Origin of the sequence: Pseudoalteromonas sp. P1-16-1b (assembly GCF_001401785.1) — a bacterium.
GTDB lineage: Bacteria > Pseudomonadota > Gammaproteobacteria > Enterobacterales > Alteromonadaceae > Pseudoalteromonas > Pseudoalteromonas undina.
On record NZ_LKGQ01000010.1, the window covers coordinates 40,128 to 59,449 of the forward strand.

14 protein-coding genes are annotated in these 19,322 nt (G+C 39.4%); 8 read left to right on the forward strand and 6 right to left on the reverse strand.

Features of this window, described 5'->3' with window-relative positions:
* Positions 1-153 precede the first annotated feature (153 nt).
* Positions 154-3,048, reverse strand: a complete 2,895-nt coding sequence (rapA, locus tag AN392_RS09040) for an RNA polymerase-associated protein RapA (RefSeq protein WP_055012510.1) — start codon at positions 3,046-3,048, stop codon at positions 154-156.
* Between the two features lie 298 nt (positions 3,049-3,346).
* Here rapA and AN392_RS09045 point away from each other — a divergent pair, with 298 nt between their 5' ends.
* From AN392_RS09045 to AN392_RS09050, 3 genes are all read left to right on the forward strand, one after another.
* Positions 3,347-4,738 carry a PhoH family protein gene (locus AN392_RS09045; protein WP_010391619.1) on the forward strand — a complete coding sequence of 464 codons (1,392 nt, stop codon included), beginning with the start codon at positions 3,347-3,349 and terminating at the stop codon, positions 4,736-4,738.
* Between the two features lie 341 nt (positions 4,739-5,079).
* A complete protein-coding gene (locus AN392_RS18715; protein WP_226916168.1) occupies positions 5,080-5,211 on the forward strand; it encodes an Hpt domain-containing protein in 132 nt (43 codons plus the stop codon).
* A 55-nt stretch (positions 5,212-5,266) separates the two neighbouring features.
* The gene (locus AN392_RS09050; protein ID WP_055012511.1) at positions 5,267-6,202 is read left to right on the forward strand and encodes a diguanylate cyclase; all 936 of its coding nucleotides are present in this window, start codon (positions 5,267-5,269) and stop codon (positions 6,200-6,202) included.
* Here the strand turns inward: AN392_RS09050 and AN392_RS09055 are convergent.
* Together AN392_RS09055 and AN392_RS09060 are read right to left on the reverse strand one after the other, a co-directional pair.
* Entirely contained in the window at positions 6,185-6,565 is a 381-nt protein-coding gene (locus tag AN392_RS09055; RefSeq protein ID WP_008113368.1) for a DUF3192 domain-containing protein, read from the reverse strand. The two genes, AN392_RS09050 and AN392_RS09055, sit on opposite strands and share 18 nt — an antisense overlap.
* A gap of 174 nt (positions 6,566-6,739) precedes the next feature.
* Positions 6,740-7,684, reverse strand: a complete 945-nt coding sequence (locus tag AN392_RS09060) for a D-2-hydroxyacid dehydrogenase (RefSeq protein ID WP_055012512.1) — start codon at positions 7,682-7,684, stop codon at positions 6,740-6,742.
* Between the two features lie 441 nt (positions 7,685-8,125).
* Here AN392_RS09060 and AN392_RS09065 point away from each other — a divergent pair, with 441 nt between their 5' ends.
* A complete protein-coding gene (locus tag AN392_RS09065; protein ID WP_055012513.1) occupies positions 8,126-9,259 on the forward strand; it encodes a 1-acyl-sn-glycerol-3-phosphate acyltransferase in 1,134 nt (377 codons plus the stop codon).
* Between the two features lie 104 nt (positions 9,260-9,363).
* Positions 9,364-9,609 carry a DUF1289 domain-containing protein gene (locus tag AN392_RS09070; protein WP_036934167.1) on the forward strand — a complete coding sequence of 82 codons (246 nt, stop codon included), beginning with the start codon at positions 9,364-9,366 and terminating at the stop codon, positions 9,607-9,609.
* On the opposite strand, the gene AN392_RS09075 is transcribed toward AN392_RS09070, so the two are convergent.
* Positions 9,606-10,304 (reverse strand): transporter substrate-binding domain-containing protein, encoded by a 699-nt coding sequence (locus AN392_RS09075; RefSeq protein ID WP_055012514.1) that lies wholly within the window; start codon positions 10,302-10,304, stop codon positions 9,606-9,608. The two genes, AN392_RS09070 and AN392_RS09075, sit on opposite strands and share 4 nt — an antisense overlap.
* Before the next feature lie 222 nt (positions 10,305-10,526).
* Between AN392_RS09075 and AN392_RS09080 the strand changes: the two genes are divergently transcribed.
* The 3 genes from AN392_RS09080 to AN392_RS09090 are packed head-to-tail and all read left to right on the forward strand — an operon-like array spanning position 10,527 to position 15,674.
* Positions 10,527-10,730 (forward strand): DUF3283 family protein, encoded by a 204-nt coding sequence (locus AN392_RS09080; protein ID WP_008113353.1) that lies wholly within the window; start codon positions 10,527-10,529, stop codon positions 10,728-10,730.
* 12 nt (positions 10,731-10,742) lie between these two features.
* A complete protein-coding gene (locus tag AN392_RS09085) occupies positions 10,743-11,150 on the forward strand; it encodes a GNAT family N-acetyltransferase (protein ID WP_010391610.1) in 408 nt (135 codons plus the stop codon).
* Between the two features lie 18 nt (positions 11,151-11,168).
* Entirely contained in the window at positions 11,169-15,674 is a 4,506-nt protein-coding gene (locus tag AN392_RS09090) for an EAL domain-containing protein (protein WP_055012515.1), read from the forward strand.
* A 24-nt stretch (positions 15,675-15,698) separates the two neighbouring features.
* On the opposite strand, the gene AN392_RS09095 is transcribed toward AN392_RS09090, so the two are convergent.
* Entirely contained in the window at positions 15,699-16,643 is a 945-nt protein-coding gene (locus tag AN392_RS09095; RefSeq protein ID WP_055012516.1) for an ion transporter, read from the reverse strand.
* An 8-nt stretch (positions 16,644-16,651) separates the two neighbouring features.
* Entirely contained in the window at positions 16,652-19,318 is a 2,667-nt protein-coding gene (locus AN392_RS09100; RefSeq protein WP_055012517.1) for a bifunctional acetate--CoA ligase family protein/GNAT family N-acetyltransferase, read from the reverse strand.
* Positions 19,319-19,322 lie beyond the last annotated feature (4 nt).

Consider the following 19,322-nt stretch of genomic DNA (forward strand, 5'->3'; position numbering starts at 1 on the left):
GCAGACCTCAGTGATTTTGAAGTGCGCTATTTTAGTGGAGCGAGCGCAAAGGCTCAAGTAAAAAGCGCGATATAAATATCGCGCTTTTTTCAATACACACGCTAGTTAATCTTTAACTAACGACTGACAGCTTATAGCTAACAGCTAGATCCCTTAGTGCGAAACCACAATTAAACGAATGGCATCGAGTTTTAACTGCGCTTTTTCAATATGTGCGGTTAGCTCATTGCGCTGTTTGTCGTAAAAAGTAATTTCTTCTTGGCGAATATTTGGGTTTATTTGTTTAAGTGCCTCTAAACGCTGCTGCTCTTCACTCAACGATGTTTGCATTTTAGTTAATGACTCTGCGCGAATAACATCCAGCTTTTGTTGAGCCATGTCTTTTGCTGTGTTGATCATTGGATGAACCGCACTTTGTAATGCACCGGCTAATTTACTTGCTGTTTGGCGACCTACCGCAGATAACTGTTGATTAAAGCCATCAAAGCCAACGTTTTCGCCTAAGTTATTACTGCTCTTATCGAGTAAAATACGAATAGGCGTAGGCGGTAAAAAGCGGCCCACTTGCAGTACTTTTGGTGCCATTGCTTCGGCAACAAAGATTAGCTCAACAAAGAATGTTCCTGGTGGTAACTTTTTGTTTTTAAGTAACGCCACTGACGCACTACCAAAGTCATCATCGCAAATCATGTCCATAGTGCCTTGCACCATAGGATGATCCCAACTAATAAAGTGAACATCTTCTTGTGAAAGAGCGGTATCACGGTCAAAGGTCACCGTCATGCCATCTTCTTTTAAAGCAGGGAATGACGCGTTAAGCATATGCTCAGTGGGTTTTAAAATAATGGTGTTTTCACCTTTATCTTCTTGGCTTACGCCAAAGGTGTCGAACACATTGATCATGTAACTTGGTAGCTCAAATTGATTATCGAGTTTTTCAATGTCAGCTACAAGTGAATCAGCAGCGCCTTGCCCTGATGAATGCAGTTCTAGTAGGCGATCTCGGCCACTTTCCATTTGCTTACGTAATACTGCATTCTTTTGTGCTACTTGCTCAAGCAATGGGTCTAGCTCATCTTCGTCACAATTATGAGCTGCAATATATTCAAGTAAGTCTTCGCTAAACTCTTTATACAATAACTGTCCTGTGGTTGAAGTGCTTTCAAATGCATCTAGGCCTTCGTTGTACCAACGTAATAACACTTCCTGAGCCGTATTTTCAAAGTAAGGCACATGAATGTTCACATCTTGTGTTTGTCCTATGCGGTCTAAGCGACCAATACGTTGCTCAAGTAAATCTGGGTTGAGCGGTAAATCAAACAACACTAAATGATGTGAGAATTGGAAGTTACGGCCTTCTGAACCAATTTCAGAACACAATAATATTTGAGCATTATCGTATTCATCGGCAAAGAATGCCGCGGCGCGGTCTCGTTCAATGATCGACATGCCCTCGTGGAAAACCGAGGCTTTAATTGCTTCGCGTTCACGTAATATTTGCTCAAGGCTGATTGCGGTTTCGGCTTTAGCACAAATGAGTAATACTTTTTCACGTTTGAGAGTTTTTAGCGTTTCGATTAGCCAATCTACACGGGGGTCAAATAAACCCCAGCTGGCGCTTTCACCTTCAAACTCTTGAAATATTTTTTCAGGGAAAAGTGCACGTTGTGCACTGAGTTCAGCATTTTGAATGCCGCTCATATTACCTAGTACAGTCATTGCTGTTTTGTATTGCTTAGGTAAAGCCATAGGGTAGGCGTGTAATTTACGACTTGGGTAACCATCAATACCACTGCGGCTATTTCTAAATAAGATGCGCCCAGTACCGTGACGGTCTAAAAGCATATTTAAAATTTCTTTACGTGCTTCAAGGTCGCCTTGTTGTGCTGTTTCAAGAATATCGGTGATATCCGTTTCTTTTAATAGCTCAATCAAGGTTGCTTTAGCGTTATCATCTAATGATTGCTCTTGCAGTAGTTGGTTAGCAGCTTCGGCTACATCTTTGTAGTTTGCTTCTTCTTCTTTAAATACGTCGTAGTCGTAAAAGCGATCAGGGTCGAGCAGTTGTAAGCGTGCAAAGTGGCTACGATGACCCAGTTGGTCTGGCGTTGCTGTTAATAAAATTAACCCCGGAATGTCTTGGCTCAGCTCAGCCATACGTTGGTATTCGGCACTAGGTTTATTGTTGTTAATGCTTAAATGATGGGCTTCATCAATGACTAATAAGTCCCAGTCGGCCAACGTAGCTTGTTCAAACCAACGTTTTTTCTTAGTTAAAAACTCAAGGCTGGTAAGCACCAATTGCTCGGTATCAAATACGTTAGGTGAATCAGCAAACGCTTCGTCGCAGCGCTCTTCATCAAAAATAGAAAAACGTAAATTAAAACGGCGTAGCATTTCTACTAACCATTGGTGCTGCAAGTTCTCAGGTACCACAATGAGCACACGGCTGGCGCGACCAGTAATAATTTGTTGATGTAAAATCATGCCAGCTTCGATGGTTTTACCCAAACCTACTTCATCAGAAAGTAATACACGTGGCGCAAAACGTTTACCTACTTCTTGGGCAATATAAAGCTGATGCGGAATAAGGTTGGCACGTTGGCCAATTAAACCTTTAATAGGTGACTGTTGGCGTTCAAATTGGTGTAACCAAGTTTGGTAGCGCAAAGTGTATCGATCAAAACGGTCTACTTGGCCTGCAAATAAACGGTCTTGTGGTTTATTAAATTTAATAAAATGGTCTAAAAAGGTTTCTTTTAATTGTACTTTTTCACCGTTATCAATACGTTCACCGTGATAGCACAGTAATTCGCCTTGTACTTCAATTGACTCAACTTGTAATTCCCACTCCTCAACGCTTCGGATCACATCACCAGGATTAAATGCTACGCGGGTTACCGGAGCTTCTGCAGAAGAATAAACACGGTTTTCACCACTGGCAGGAAATAAAATGTTGACCTGGCGGCCATCAATGGCAACAACGGTGCCCAATCCTAAATCTGACTCTGTATCACTGATCCAACGCTGACCTAAGGAAAAATTCATGTATGTCTCGTCTATGAAGAAAAAGGCGGCTATGTTACCTGTTAGATAACACCACTGCAAGGCGCTATTTGCCTGACTTTTAATTAATTTTATAAGTGTGAATTATTCCTATCTGTAAGCACTGATTAGTGCGCCGATTTTGTAGGAAATTCAAACTAAATGATATTTGTCATAAAACAGACTTTTATGACAAATAGACTAAACTCAAATTATACCTAAGTAATTAATCAAGTTTATTAGTCACACTGATTAGTTTATTGGGTATAGCATAAAAATCATAAAACGTAAGGAAAGTGCTATGGAAAAAGCTTCGAACCTTGATAGTAAAATGTATGTGCTAGATACCAATGTATTGCTTCATGAACCCCTCGCGTATTTGTCATTTCAAGAACACCAAGTGGTTATTCCAATGACTGTATTGGAAGAGCTTGATCACATTAAAGATAGAAAACACGATGTAAGTCGCGATGCCCGAGTGGCCATTCGTGGACTTGATGGAGTGCTCAGCCAGGCCTCTCCCGAGCAAATGTTACAAGGGGTTGCGCTACCAAGTAATAAACAAGGCGGATTAACGGGAAGCTTACTGATTGTAAATGACCATTTATTTGCCGATTCTATTTCCGGCTTACCGGGCAATGAAAACGACCACCGCATTATTAATTGCGCGGTGCATTTACAAAATCAGCACAGTGATAAAAAAGTCATACTGGTTACTAAAGATATCAACATGCGCTTAAAAGCCAAAGGGGCGGGGCTTAAATATGTTGAAGATTACCGTACCGATCAGCTTATTGACGATATCGCCTTACTTACCAGCGGCTATAAAAAAATTACTGGTGATTTTTGGCAGCATGTTGGCGAGTGTAACACTGAGCAACACGGGCGTGAAACAGTCCATCATATCCCTAAAGATTTAATCCCAGATGTGTTTTGTAATGAGTATTTACTTGATGATGGCGATCAGTTTGCCGCTAGAGTCAAATCTTACGATGGTGAGCATATTACCATTAAAGATATTGGTGCAGAGCGACTAATGCATCAAAGCGCCTGGGGAATAAAGCCAAAAAATATTTACCAAGCAATGGCACTAGATGCACTGCTCGATACTTCTATTGAACTTGTTATTTTAACCGGCCCTGCGGGATGTGGTAAAACCTTACTGGCGCTTGCATGTGCACTTGAGATGGTGATTGAAAAAGGTGTTTACGATAAAGTGATTGTAACCCGAAATACCCCTGAAATTGCCGAATCGATTGGCTTTTTACCTGGCACCGAGGAAGAGAAAATGGCGCCTTGGCTGGCTGCAATAACTGATACCTTAGAAGTGCTGCATAAAGGAGATGAGAACCCTGTTTCAAGCCGTAATTACATTATGGAAAAAGCCAATGTTCAGTTTAAATCGGTGAACTTTATGCGTGGGCGAAGCATTCAAAATGCGGTGGTGATTTTAGATGAAAGCCAAAACTTAACGGCTTCTCAGCTCAAAACCATAATTACCCGCTGTGGTGAAGGAACTAAACTTATTTGTACCGGAAATTTAGCACAAATAGACAGTAATTATTTAACCGCTGTTACCTCTGGACTTACCTATATTGTGGAGCGATTTAAGCACTTTGAAGGCGGCGCTACTGTTAATCTTAATGGTGTAGTAAGAAGTCGACTAGCGTCATTTGCAGAGGAGAATTTATAAGTGTTTTTTGGCTCGATAATCTACTATTTTATTATCGAGCCAAAAATTAAGTATTTAATCTAGGTGATTCATCGCTTATTAAAGCGCTTAATTACACGTCAACAGTTTGACGTTTAATTAATACGTATACCTAGCTTGTCAAATATCTACACATCGATCTTCAGAAAAAAGATATGAATTTATTTAAAGCTATGCCAGGTCTATTTAAGTTCATTACTTGTTCATATCTCGTTAGGCATTTTTGATAAATAATAAGCTTTGACTGTATTAAACAGTAATTGATACATTCTTTTTATAGGAGCGTACGTTATTAAATGTGAAGGGGTAACCATACTATTGAAATGGTACGCTTAGTGCATAGTTTAAAAGGGATAGCAGGAAATTTAGGTTTTAACCGATTATTATTGTGTGCTCAACACACTGAGCAAGTATTAAAAGCGGACGGCAAGCACGCTGCAGCTGCAATTAAATAATTAATAATACAGTTAGAGCGAGTGCAAATTTATATAAAAAGTTTAGATGTAAGCAATGATAAATAAAGCAAAAATATTAATTGTAGATGACGATGCGCTTAACCGAATCATTTTAGAAAGAACTTTAAGTGATGAGCATGAGGTTTACTTAGTGGCAAGTGGCGAAGAGGCGTTGACATTTGTTAAGCATACGCAGGTAGATTTAATTATTTTAGACATCATGATGCCTGGCATGAATGGTTACGACGTGCTGGTGGAACTTAAAGAAAGTAGCCTTAGCCATGCGATCCCCATTATTTTTATCTCAGCGAACAGCTCTCATGAAGACGAAGCAAAAGGTTTAGAATTAGGCGCAATGGATTACATTGTAAAGCCATTTTGTGCCTCAATTGTTAAAGTGCGTGTACGCAATCAACTACTTATTAAGCAAAAAAACGATTTATTAGAAATGCTTGCGTCTATTGATGGTTTAACAGAAATACCTAACAGACGTTATTTAGATGAAAATTTAGAGCGAGAGTGGCGAAGAAGTAAGCGTAATAACTCTTCCATGTGTGTATTGCTTATCGATATTGACCACTTTAAGCGCTATAACGATTGTTACGGTCATCGTGCTGGCGATGAGTGTTTAAAAGCTGTGGCGCAAACTCTAGCGGCGCAATGTGAGCGCGGCAGTGATTTTGTTGCCCGTTATGGTGGTGAAGAGTTTGTAGCCGTATTACCAGAAACCAATCAGCAAGGGGCTATTGCATTTGCTAATAAGTTACGTGAAGCCATTAATGATTTGAATATAGAGCACAACGCATCGTTAAATGCTTCACACATTACTATTAGCATTGGTATTGCCTCAAGTGAGAGCAGTCAAGCATACACAGAGAAGGCATTGCTAGAAGAAGCTGACTCAGGTTTATATAATGCTAAAAAGTCAGGGCGCAATGCGATTGAATTGGCGCCCATAGGAACATGTGAGCGTTTAGTTTGTCAGCATTGATAGTGCTGAGCTGCCAATCCCCACTAATTTGTCATTTTTAAATACTAATGGTGTGCATTCATCCTTGGTCATTTTTCCATCTGAATGAATGCTGTGTGTTGCGTAAAACAACACTTGGTAAACATCATCCTGTTTTTTTAATAATTCAGTGAAATTAGGTGTTTTTAGTTGGTTTAATACTGACTGATACGAGCTATCCATTGCCAGACCTGAAATGATTTCACGATTGTTTTTATGTGTGGCCTGCCAGCTTGAAGAACTATTGCCTGCCCAATGACCTTCTGCTTCGCCATCAGATACAGCGATTACACAACCCGTTAAAAAAGGAGCAGTTAGTGCAGCAATTAAAAGTGTTTTTTTCATTTTGTTATTCCCTAGATGATTAATTAAAAACAATATAGCAAAGACCAAGCCAGTTTTTAAATTCTTAAAAATCAATGGGTTGTTTTTGTTGTGTTTGGTGGGGTGGTGGCTTTTTTAAAATATAAATCTAAAAAGCCACTTTTTAGTAATTTTGACTAAGTTACTTTTATGGCATTAAACCAAGCGGTTACGCGACTCGTGTTGACTAAATGCTGCAATATTTAAACTCACTTCTTTTACTAAGCGCACGATAGATTCAGTGCTCGCCCACGCGATATGTGGGGTAAGTAGTAAATTATCACCCGTATAATTAGCCAGAGGATTAGTAAGCTCAGCGGGCTCTTTGGTCAGCACATCAACGCCGGCACCGGCAATAATATTGGCTTTTAATGCTTCTACTAAGTCTGCTTCATTGATTATCCCGCCGCGTGCGGTATTAATAATTAGCGCAGTCGGTTTCATCATTTTTAATTCATTAAGTGTAATTAAGTCGCGTGTTTCATCATTAAGTGGGCAGTGAACGCTAATAATGTCTGCTGTTTTTATTGCTATTTCAAACGGGGTGCGTCCGTTGCGACACGCTGCGCCTTTGCGCTCGGCAATAATCACCTCAGCGCCAAACGCTTCAGCTACTTTAGATACTGCATTACCCAAAGTACCTCCGCCAATAATAGCGAATGTTTTACCTTGAATGTCATTAAAGCTGTAATCAAGTCGACAAAACATGTCACTTTTTTGCCATGCGCCTTGCTGGCAATCCGCTTGATAGCGGTGAGTATTACCTAATAAGTTAGTGATCAACGAAAAGGTATGCTGAACAACAGAAGGGGTTGAATAACCGGCAACATTGGTAACTGCAATGCCTAAGTCTTTCGCGGCATCTAAATCAACATTATTAGTGCCAGTTGCACTGACACAAATGAGTTTCAACGATTTTAATTGTGTCATAGTGTCACGATTAATCACTACTTTGTTAGTGATTAACACCTCGGCATTTTGGCTATGTGCCAGCACTTGCTCTGGGCTAGTTAGCTGATGCACGGTAAGATTTCCAAGTGCTGAGATACCATCAAGTGAGGTGTTTGCCAGTGTGGCGTTATCAAGAATTGTTATGTTCACGATGTGTCCTAATAGTGTATGTGTAAAAAGAATGATAATCCCAGTACGCGAAGTACTTGTGTTAAAAAGAGTATCATCTATTTGAATATTATTGGGTTTATCAGATTGCGTTTACATTAGCAGTTGTAGAGCTATATTTAAATGTGGTCTGCCCACTGAGGGTTAACTTGCATGTTATTATGGCCAACTGCCTTGCTAAGTTAACTTGAACAAAGTGCAATTAGTAAGGTCTATCCATTTGAATTAATAATTAATAGCTATAGTTTATACACATGAGGCAGTTAGTCTGACAATAATGCTCAGTACTAAACTATAACGCTATGAAAACTCAGTAAATCGAACTTTAGTATTGCTAGTTTCGTACTTTTGCTTGAGTTATAATCAAAATCAGACATAACGGGACGTTTTAGCGTGTCGTTTTTAACTTTGTAGATGCAGTAAATGATTGAATTAGAAGATAAGTACGCAGATATAAGACCTTACAATGACGATGAAGTTGCCGCCTCATTAACGCGATTAATTAACGATAATGCGTTTCTTGATGTGATAGCAAAGTACAATTTGCCACGCTTTATATCCGCAGTTGGGTTTTTAGCACGCGCTATAATAAAACATCAGTTGCGTAAAAAGTGGGGCAAAGTTAAAACAGTTGAAGATGTACAAAACGAAGTGGCGCATTATTTAAATAAATTAGTAAGGCGCACCACATCAAACGTTACTTTTTCAGGTTTAGAGGCATTAGACCCTAATCAAGCCTATCTTTTTGTTTCAAATCATAGAGACATTGTACTTGACCCTGCATTAGTTAATTGGGGCCTTTATCAGCATAAAATGAAAACAGTGAGAATTGCGATTGGTGATAACTTATTGCAAATTCCTTACATTACTGAGCTTATGCGTTTGAATAAAAGCTTTATTGTAAAACGCTCAGCTAAAGCTCCAAAAGAGATGTTAAAAGCGTTGACTCAGTTATCGGCTTATATTTATGACTCGCTTAGTAGTGGGCATTCTATTTGGATTGCTCAAAAAGAAGGTCGGGCTAAAGACGGTGTAGATCAAACCGATCCTGCACTGTTAAAAATGCTACAACTAAATGGACGTAAACAAAAGAAAGAGTTTGGTGAGTACATTAAAGAGCTAAAAGTGGTGCCGGTTGCAATATCTTACCAATATGAACCCTGTGCAATAGCGAAGGCAAAAGAGCTCTATCATAAACAACACCATGGTAAATACGTGAAATCGGCGGGTGAAGATATTGCTAGTATTGTTGAAGGCTTTAGTTCAGCCAAAGGGCATGTGCACTTATCGTTTGGCCAGCCTATTCAGTCAGATTGCGATAGTGCAGATGAGCTGGCAAAAACCATTGATAAGCAAATAATTGATTCGTTTTATTTACACCCAGGCAACTATATTGCAGGTGGTTGTACTGAAGCGGTTATAAATAAAAATGATGCAGCACAATTTGCAGAGCGTTTAGCAAAAGTGCCAGAAGAATTAAGGCCTTTAGTACTAGCAATGTACGCTAAGCCCTACCATAGAAAAACACAAGTAGATGAACAAAGCTGTGAACATTAATTAACAGTTTAGGCGTAGATAAAAGCAGCAATTAATTTGCTGCTTTTTTTTTAAACAAAAATGGCGCTATACTCAAGCTATACTTTTTTATACTGGAGGGTTTGATGCAACAAATTGAAATATTTGATATTCCTAGCCCTTGTAAAGGTATTTGCTTGGTTAATAATCGGGGTTACTGCAAAGGATGTTATCGCAGTCGTGATGAGCGATTTTCGTGGAATTCGTTGACCAATGCGCAAAAAAAGAAAGTGTTGAGCCTATGCCAGCAACGCTATAAACGTTATTTACAGCAAAAAAATAAAGCTGCGCAAGCCGCTTCGCCAGCACAACAGCAAGGCTTTGATTTTTAAAATTGTAGTTTGTACTTTGATCTGAGTTTAGCGACCGTGCCATTGTTGTGTAATTTCTTAAGTGTAGCCTCAAGCTGTTGAGCAATACTCGCATGACTGTTATGTAAATAATGATAAAGCGGGTAGGTAGCAACCACTTGTTTTTCATAACAGCCTAAAGCGGGAGGAATGGTTTTATTGGCCATCGCAAAATCAATCAGTAATGCAGCTTCTACTTTTTGCTGGATCAGTAAATTTAATTGAGTGGTATTATTTTTTACCTCAATAACCTTGCCTTGAAAATCAATACTGTCTAAATATCGCTGTTGTACAGGGTAGCTGGCTATAATGGCAACGCTATCCATTGTTTTAGTAGAGCTGGGTTCACAGTGCTTATAAAGCTCAAGATTAAATTTGAATAACGGATAGTTAACCCGAATTAAGTTTTTGTATGCACTTTCAATACTAATATCACGAGCAAGCTGCCCATCTAACATGCCACTGTTTGCTGCAAATAATGCATTTTGACGATTAAAATCGATAATATTTAATTTAAAGCCCATATCTGTATACGCTAATTGTAATAGCTCAATAGTATAATTTGCTTGCTGGGTGTTCTGCGGGCGATTAAATGTATAGCTGTAACTATGGCCAAATGACGAATTACTAAAAATTAAACCTATTAATACAAGCAACCCTTTACAGTATTTAAACACGTCAGCAGTTCCTGTCTATTGGGGCAAATGGATAGGCGAGTATAATAACAAATTGGCTGTCTTTTGCCCAGTTTCTAGTCATAATCTAGCAGAGCCTATCATTAACAATTATTGATACCCTTAGACTATTTAAAGTAGATTCTTTTTATTCATTATAGAGTTAGTTTATTATAAGTTTAAACGTATAATCAGAGTTTTATCAGGCCAGTAAAAGGGGGGAATATGAGTTATAACCTGTGTGATTTACCACGAGAGCAAAAATATCAGATTCAGCTAGATTACGAAGCTTCATTTTGGGCATATCAAATTAAGCGTGGCAAGAAAACGCGTGAGCAAGTTTATGATACCCTGCACAGTCGCCCAGTTGCAGAGCAAGGTTTTTTAAAGCAAAAGTTTGAGCAATATTTGGCACTTATGCTTAGTTAGGGTCTGCTTGCTATGATTGTTATTAAACAATTAGAATCAGTGAAAGCGCCCTTAATAAATAAGTTTTATACCTTATATAAAGTTCGCGGTCGCGCTAATAAACAAGATCAATTGTGGGTTGCTTACGATAACCACACTATTATTGCTGCGTGCCGCTTACAGCACAAACCGACTTTTTTATTTTTATCTACAGTTTTTGTGGCTCCTGCATATCGTTCCACTGGTGTTGCAACAAAGCTGCTAAGCACGCTTTTAAGTCAGCAAGCCGACGCTGTTTACACCTTCGCTTACCAACACATTACTGATTTTTATCAGGCACTTGGTTTTAACCAGGTGTTAACATATACTCCTGCATTATTAACGCTATTTGATGCATATAAGCACCGAAATATTATCGCATTGAAATATCAGCAACCCTAAATCAGTAATAGGAAACACATGGGCATCAGTATTAATAGGTTTATCACAGCCATGTTTGTGCTATTTATGCTCATAAGCGTTGCTGCAACAGCGCAGGTAAAACGGTTATCCCCAAGCGAAGGGTTATCTCAAAGTTACGTTAATACTATGCTTATCGATAATAATGGCTATTTATGGCTCTCTACCGAAGGAGGGTTAAATCGTTACGACGGCTATCAGGTTATTCCAATTAATGGCCCAAATGGTGAGTTAGAAGAAGCCATTATTGATCGCATATACCAAGATCCAGAAGGGCAAATTTGGATTGCTTCCTTGTTAGCAGGTCTTTTTAGGTATGACCCGCAAACAGATACCTATCAGCAGTATTTAAAAAAACCAGTTACAGAAGAGCAAATTCTTCAGCAGTCTGTTTTTACCATGTTAGCCACAGATGATAAATCCTTGTGGGTTGGTCAAGGCAGAGTGTTTGCAAAACTTGATATAGCCAGTGGCTCTATTACTCCTTTATTTAAGCTGCCTGAGCAATTTGAAAATGCGTTTGTACGTACCTTGTTTCATTACAATGGCTATATCTTTATTGGCAGTACAGACGGTGCTTATGTATTTAATATTGCAACGCAACAAGTACGCCCCCTAGAGCATTTAAGCGAAACCGACGTACACATCTATCAAAACAATGTGAAGTCATTTGCACTGGGTGATAGTAATCAGTTATTGGTTGGAGCTGTTAAAGGCTTATATGCTGTTGATATTAGTAATATAGAGACATTGTTTAATAATAGTGAGCAGGCATTTACAAGTGAAAAGCTACTGGCTGACTTGAATGTTTGGGATATTGATAATCAGCAAGGGATTGTTGATTTAGCAACCGATAAAGGCCTGCTTAGTTTTAATTTAACTACCAAAATAGTGGTTAAAAATAAACGCATTCAACAAAGTAAATACACGCTTGCCGATACCAGTATTATTGATATGGTAAAAGATAAATCAGGTGGTATGTGGCTTGCGACTAAAACTGATGGTGCTTTTTATTTATCGGGTGACAACTATAAATTTTATAATGTAGAGGGCAGTGCTTTAGGAGGGGATGGATTTTCACATCACTCAGTCTGGGCAATTAAACAATTTCAAGATAAGTTATGGCTAGGTACTCATAACGGTTTAACGGCTGTTGATATAAAAAATAACACCTCAAGGGTGTATTTAAAAGATTATAAAGTTGATTTACTAACCACAGAATTTACCGTTTTCAAAATTATGCCTTATAAAAATAAACTCTGGTTACACTCAAACCGAGGACTGTTTATTTTTGACCCGCAAACCCAGCAGCTTACCCAACCTAAAACTGCCAGCCCCAAAAACCAAATATTTATAAACGATTGGATGCATGGTATTACCTTGCTAGAAAATGGTGATTTATATTTTGTTCACCCTGATCATGGCATGTTTAAATATAATGTTGATAGCCAGGTGCTAACTCCATTAAAGGGCGAGTTTTCTCAATTTGACCCGTTTTTAGCCTATGGCTTTTTACCGCCATTACCCTCAAAGCCGCAGAGGCCGTTATTTTTTAGCGGTGGAGTGTTATACCAATTTAACCCGGATGAGCGCAGTTTAAACACCCTTTATAAAGTACCTAAACACCATGACAATGTTGCAGTGAGCATTCTTTCGTATGTTGAAGATAGGAAAGGGATTCTGTGGCTTTCTTTATCTAACTTTGGTTTGATTGGAATTGATGCCAATAGCTATGAATTAGTACATACCATTGATTTAGATAAAAATAAATTAGGCACACTATTATACGATATGGTGCTTGATGAAGAGGGAATGATTTGGATGAGTAGTCATAAAGGAATATGGAGATTAAACCCGAGCACCATCCATTTTCAGCAATTTACTACATCAGATGGAGTGCTTTCTGCTGAATTTAATAGTGGTGCTATGGCCAAATTAAATGACGGACGAATTGCCTATGGTAGCCTTAAAGGCTTTACTTACTTTGACCCTAAAGAGAATAAAAATAGCCAAGGTTTGTTAGATCACGTCAACATAACTCGCATTAACTTAATGTCTCGAGACTTGTCGCTTAACTTACAACAGCCATTAAAAAATATTACTTTAAATCATGATGATATAGGGCTTGAAATTGCATTTTCAGCGATGTCATTTAGCTTTCAAGAACGTATTATTTACGAATATCAGCTCGACAAAGGTAAAAAAAGTTATACCCGTAATAATCGCGTGGTGTTTCCTAAATTAAACCCCGGTAGCTATCAGTTAAAAGTCTGGGCAAAGGATCCGTTGACGGGTGACTATACCCCGCCAGCGACGTTAAATATTAAAGTGAAATACCCATTATGGCGCGCCCCTTACTTTTTAGCACTTTATGCTATTTTGTTATTCACAATAGTGACAGCTTGGGTAATGAGACGTAATAAAATACAGCGTATTTTATTAGCCGCACACAAAGAAAGCCAAGATAGCGAGGCACGTTTAAAGCTGGCGCTAGAGGGAAGTGAGTCGGGTGTTTGGGATTGGCAAGCGAGTCAGTTAAATATTTATCAGCCTAGATTGGTCAACGAGTTAGGTTATGAAGACGACTCAGTCAGTTTAGATGACTACTTAGATAAAGTTCATCCACAAGAGCGTGCCATTTTTAGGTTGGAGTGGTTAGAATTTTTATCAACCGACAAAGGATACTTTAACTGTACTTACCGACTACGCCATGCCAAAGGTCATTGGCGCTGGTACAAAGACTTTGGCAAAGTGGTTGAATGGGATGAAACAACACCGCAAAAAGTAGCGGGTACGTATACTAATATGACACGCGAAATGGTGTTTGAAGAACACGCTCGATTATTTACCGCCGCGTTTGAACAAACCCGAGATTGGGTATTTATTTTAGATAAAAACTTTAACATACGTGCTTCAAATAAGTCGCTGCAAACGGCTTTTGCTGTATCGGCAGAGCCTCGTTCAACTCGCTCGCTTAATTTAGGTTTGACTCGCAGTAGCTATTTTGACTATTTACGCATTATGCAAAAGCTTGAAGTAGGCGAGCACTTCTCATGTGAAGACACTGTGGTACTGGCTAATAAAGAGCAGCGTCATGTGTTAGTTAAAATAAGCGCTGTAGCGGATGAAAGTAAAAGGTTGAGTAGCTATGTGGTTATTTTAACGGATATTCATGCGCAGAAATCAGCTGAGAACGAGCTGCATCTATTAACTAATTACGATTCATTAACGGGCTTGCCAAATAGAACCTTGTTTAATGACCGAGCTGTGCATGCCATAGATCAAGCGCGTCGTCATAACAGCAAAGTTGCTTTATTACATGTAAATATAAAACGCTTTAAATACTTTAACGACTCATTTGGTACAGAAAGCGCTGATGAGATCATTAAGCTGGTGGCAAACCGCTTAAAAACAGCATTACGCCCCTGTGATAGCATAGCGCGTTTAGGTGGTGATGAATTTGTTATTTTAGTTGAAGACATTCAGCAAATAGAAGAAGTATTACTTATATGCACCAAGCTTATGGATTGCGTGAGTATAGACATTGCTATGAATAGCCAAAATGTAAATGTGCACCTTAGTATTGGTGTGGCGCTTTTCCCTGATGACGCTGCGCATTACAAGGCGCTGTTAAAAGCATCAAATGTGGCGCTCTATTATGCTAAAGATGGTTTAGAAGGGTGTTACAAGTTCTATAAACAAGAAATGAATCAAAGAGTTGAAAGGGCCCTGCATTTAGAGTCGCAATTGATCAAAGCGTATCACGAGCACGAGTTTTGTAATTATTATCAACCTATAATTAGTACATCTACACAAAAAACTGAGGGCTTTGAGGTATTACTACGTTGGCCTGAGAATCAACTAGCCAGTACTCAAGAGTTTGCAAATGTGGCTGAAAATATTGGTTTAATTACCAAAATTATGCTGCAAACATTTAAAAGAGCACTTGTACAGTTGGTGCGTTGGCGCAAGGTGAATCCCGATTTATATTTATCAATTAATTTATCGGCACTTGATTTTGAGTTTGCTGAGCTTATACCTGAAATTCGCCAAGCACTAAATAATGCAGCGCTGCCGCCCGAGGCTATTGTGTTTGAAATAACAGAGTCTATTTTAATGCGAGACTCAGACTATGCACTTAAAAATATGGATGCACTAAAGCAGCTCGGATGTAAGCTATACATGGATGACTTTGGAACAGGTTATGCTTCATTAACGTATTTAAAACGCTTCCCCATCGATGTATTAAAAATTGATCGTAGCTTTGTGCAAGATATTGGTATTGATTCGGATAATGAAGCGATTATTCAATCCACTCTTACTTTAGCCAGCAGTTTAGGTAAAGAGTGTATTGCTGAGGGGGTTGAAAGCGCACATCAATTGGCCTTCTTAAAAGCTCAAGGTTGCAGCTATTTCCAAGGGTACTTATTTAGTAAAGCGGTGCCTAAAGAGCAAGTACTTGAGCTCATTGAACGCGATTGGCACCCTGTATTCTCACAAGCTTAAAGCGCCGTTTATTACATTATTTTATTAAGGGCGCTTACCACAATGGCGACAAAACAAGTGTGAGCTGCGTTTATTAAGCTCCGCTTTTATCGCTTTATTAGCCTCTAACTTACTTAATCCAAGTTTGTAGCGAAGATCTTCAAGGTGATGTAATTGCTCATCGGAGAGTTTTCCATCGGTTATTTGCTCATGGGTGGCATCTTCAAATAACTGACGACGTTTACGAACCTGCTCTGAAAAGCTCGATGCTAATAAACCAGTGGGTATAGCCACCATGCCCATGCTTACTAGAGTGATGATACCACCAAACAGCTTACCAATAGGTGTTATTGGCACAACATCACCATAGCCTACAGTCGTAAGTGTTGCCATTGCCCACCACATTGCGGCCGGAATTGAGCCAAACTTGTCTGGTTGAATGTCATGTTCTAATAAATAAATACCGCATGAAGCTAAAATAAGTACTACTGCCATAATAAAAAATGCAGCCAACAATGAACTTGATTCATCAATAAATGCCTGTAATAACAGCTGCATTGCCCGTGAATAACGAGTGAGCTTAAATACTCTTAATAAACGTAGTACGCGTAAAAAACGTAAGTCTAAAGCAAAGAAAAACATTAATAGGCTTGGCAAAATGGCGATTAAATCGATGATAGCCAGTGGTGATAAAATATAGCGGATCCGCTTTTGTGTATTGGAGCAATCCATAGAGGCGTATTTTACTCTATCTACACAGGTCCAAGCACGTATTAGGTATTCAGCACTAAATATGGCAACCGATACCAGCTCTAACATTAAAAATTCGTTGTAGTACTCAGTGGCAATGCTGTGCACTGATTCGAGTACGATGGCCACCACATTTATCATAATAATAGTGATTAGTAGGGCATCTAAAAAGTGACCGGCCCGTTGGTACTTACCTGAAGACTCAAATACTTGGTTGATGGTTTGTCTAAGTTTCTGCATAATAATTATTATAATGTGAGTAACATATTGATACTGCCTTCTTCAAAATCACGACTAATTTTAAATCCGAGTTTACGAGCCAGCTCAATCATGCCAGTGTTTTCAGGTAGGGTGATCCCCTCAACGGTTTTTACCCCTTGGCGTTTACAATGAGAAATTGCTGCATTCATTAAAATACGCCCTAATCCAAGCCCTTGGCAATCAGAACGTACTACAATAGCAAACTCTGCTTGTAAGTTATCTGGGTCCATAATCACTCGTGAAACCCCTAGGGTGTGCTGTTGCTCGTCTTGTGTTTGGGTAACAATAAACGCCATTTCGCGGTCGTAATCAATTTGCGTCATTTTCGCGAGTTGATCGTGGTTAAATTGTGGTAACTCACCAAAAAAGCGTTTATACCTATCTTCTTTGGTTAATGACTGGTCAAACGCTTGATGTGCTTGCTCATCTTCAGGTTTGATTGGTCTGAGCGTTGCTAAGGTATTATTTTTTAAAGTGACTTGTTCAACTAGTTCAATAGGGTAAGGACGAATAGATAAACGTTTTCGATGTGCTTGAGCCTGATACTGATTCAAATTCACGGTGGCATCAAGTACTAAAAACTGGCCATTACTAGCTAGAATAGGATTAAGTTCTAATGAGGTGATATCCGGTTGATCTACGACCAATTGAGAAATTCGAGTTAGTAGTGAACACAAACGATATTTATCTACTTTTTCTGGCAGAACACGCTCTTTAAGTACGCCTTTATCATGGGCGGCGGCAATTAAATATTTAGCTAGGTTCATATTCAGTGGTGGCAAAGCGACTGCGGCTTGTGCATATTCAAGCCCTGTACCGGCTTCACCTAATAAAATAACCGGCCCAAAATTAGGCTCTGTTTTAATGGCTATACGTAGCTCGTTAGCTCCCGCTCGAGGTGCCATTTTTTGTAATGAAAAACCATCAATTATGGCATCAGGGTAGGTGTTCTTTATTCTTAACAGCATGGCAAATGCGGTTTGCTCTACCTCTTGTGCATCATTGAGGTTTAGTACGACACCGCCGACTTCAGACTTAGAGGGAATACTTGGGCTAATCAATTTCAATGCCACTGGAAAGCCCAGCTCTATTGCTTGCTCTTTGGCTTCGGTTGGAGTGTAGGCAACTTCAGTTTGAATACAGTCAATGCCGTAACTACTTAAAATATGACTTGCTTGATGGGTTGATAAGTAATGTTGTTCATCATTTAAAAACTCTTTTATAGTCGCTTTCGCTGCTACTTTATTAATAGTTGCATCGTCAGTATTTGATTCTGGCGTTTGAGTTAAATGCTTTTGATTACGACGGTAGCTTACTAAGTGCATAAAGGCGCCTACCGCCCCTTCTGGGGTACGATAGGTAGGGATGGCATTATTGGCGCAGATGCGTCTTGCAGCAAAAGCGGCATCTTCACCCATAAAATTAGTAATTACATACGGGCGTGCCATTTTCGGTAATTTATTTAGCGCCTCAACAATAACCTGAGCGTAATTTTCACTTGGGGCCAAAGCCGATGGAGTGTGGATGATCAGTAAGTTTTTAACTTCTTTAGCATTTAGTAATATTTCTAACGCATGCTTATAACGCACTGGCGCAGAATCGCCAAATATATCGACCGGATTGGCAGCGGTGTCTGAATGCGGGATCACTTTATTAAGTGCTTCGCGAGTTTCATCACTGAGCTGAGCAAGTTTTCCTGAGCTTTGAATGAGTTCATCAACCGCCATCACTCCAGGGCCGCCACCATTGGTTAATATGGTAAGTTGCTCTACTTGCAGTAACTTAGGATGCATTGCCAAGGTTTGGGTGGCGGCAAAGAGCTCACGTAAGTCGTTTACTCTTAGCATACCCGCACGTTGAAACATGGCATCATATACCGCATCTGAGCTTTGTTTTCCGCCGGTGTGTATTTCAGCGGCGAGAGCCCCTGCGCTGGTTCTGCCAGTTTTAATAGCAATAACAGGTTTAGAAAATGCGGCTGCTCGAGCGGCAGAAATAAAGCTGCGGATATCATCAATATTATCGATGTACAGTAAGATGGCTTTGGTTTTAGCATCACGGCCTAAAAAGTCGAGTATTTCGTCAAACTCAATATCTAAACAATCCCCCATAGATACAAAGTATGAAAAGCCAATTTCTTTATTTTTTGCCCAATCAAGAATAGTTGAGCAAACTGCTGCAGATTGCGATACAAAAGCCAGTTTACCTGGCGTGGCAACAGTATGAGAAAAGCTTGCATTTAAGCCTATATGCGGAATAAGTAACCCTAAGCAATTTGAGCCAAGCAGGGTGACTTTATGCTTAGCTGCGCTCTCTTTGAGTGCCCTTTTTTGAACTGTGGTTAAGCCATCCGCAATAATAATGGCACTATGACAGCCAAGTGTACCTAGCTGCTCAATAATTTTCATTAAGGTGTTTTTATTGGTACAGATAACGGCTAAATCAGGTACTTTAGGTAAGGCTTCAATACTGGGGTAAGCCAATACGCCATGTACCGCTGTATGATTTGGGGTAACGGGCATAATAGGCCCTTTAAAGCCACCTTGCAGTAAGTTACGCATTACCACATTACCCGCGCGAGTGGCGGTGTTTGATGCCCCAATAACAGCGACAGAGCTTGGGTTAAAAAACTGGTTAATACGTTTTAGACTCATTGCG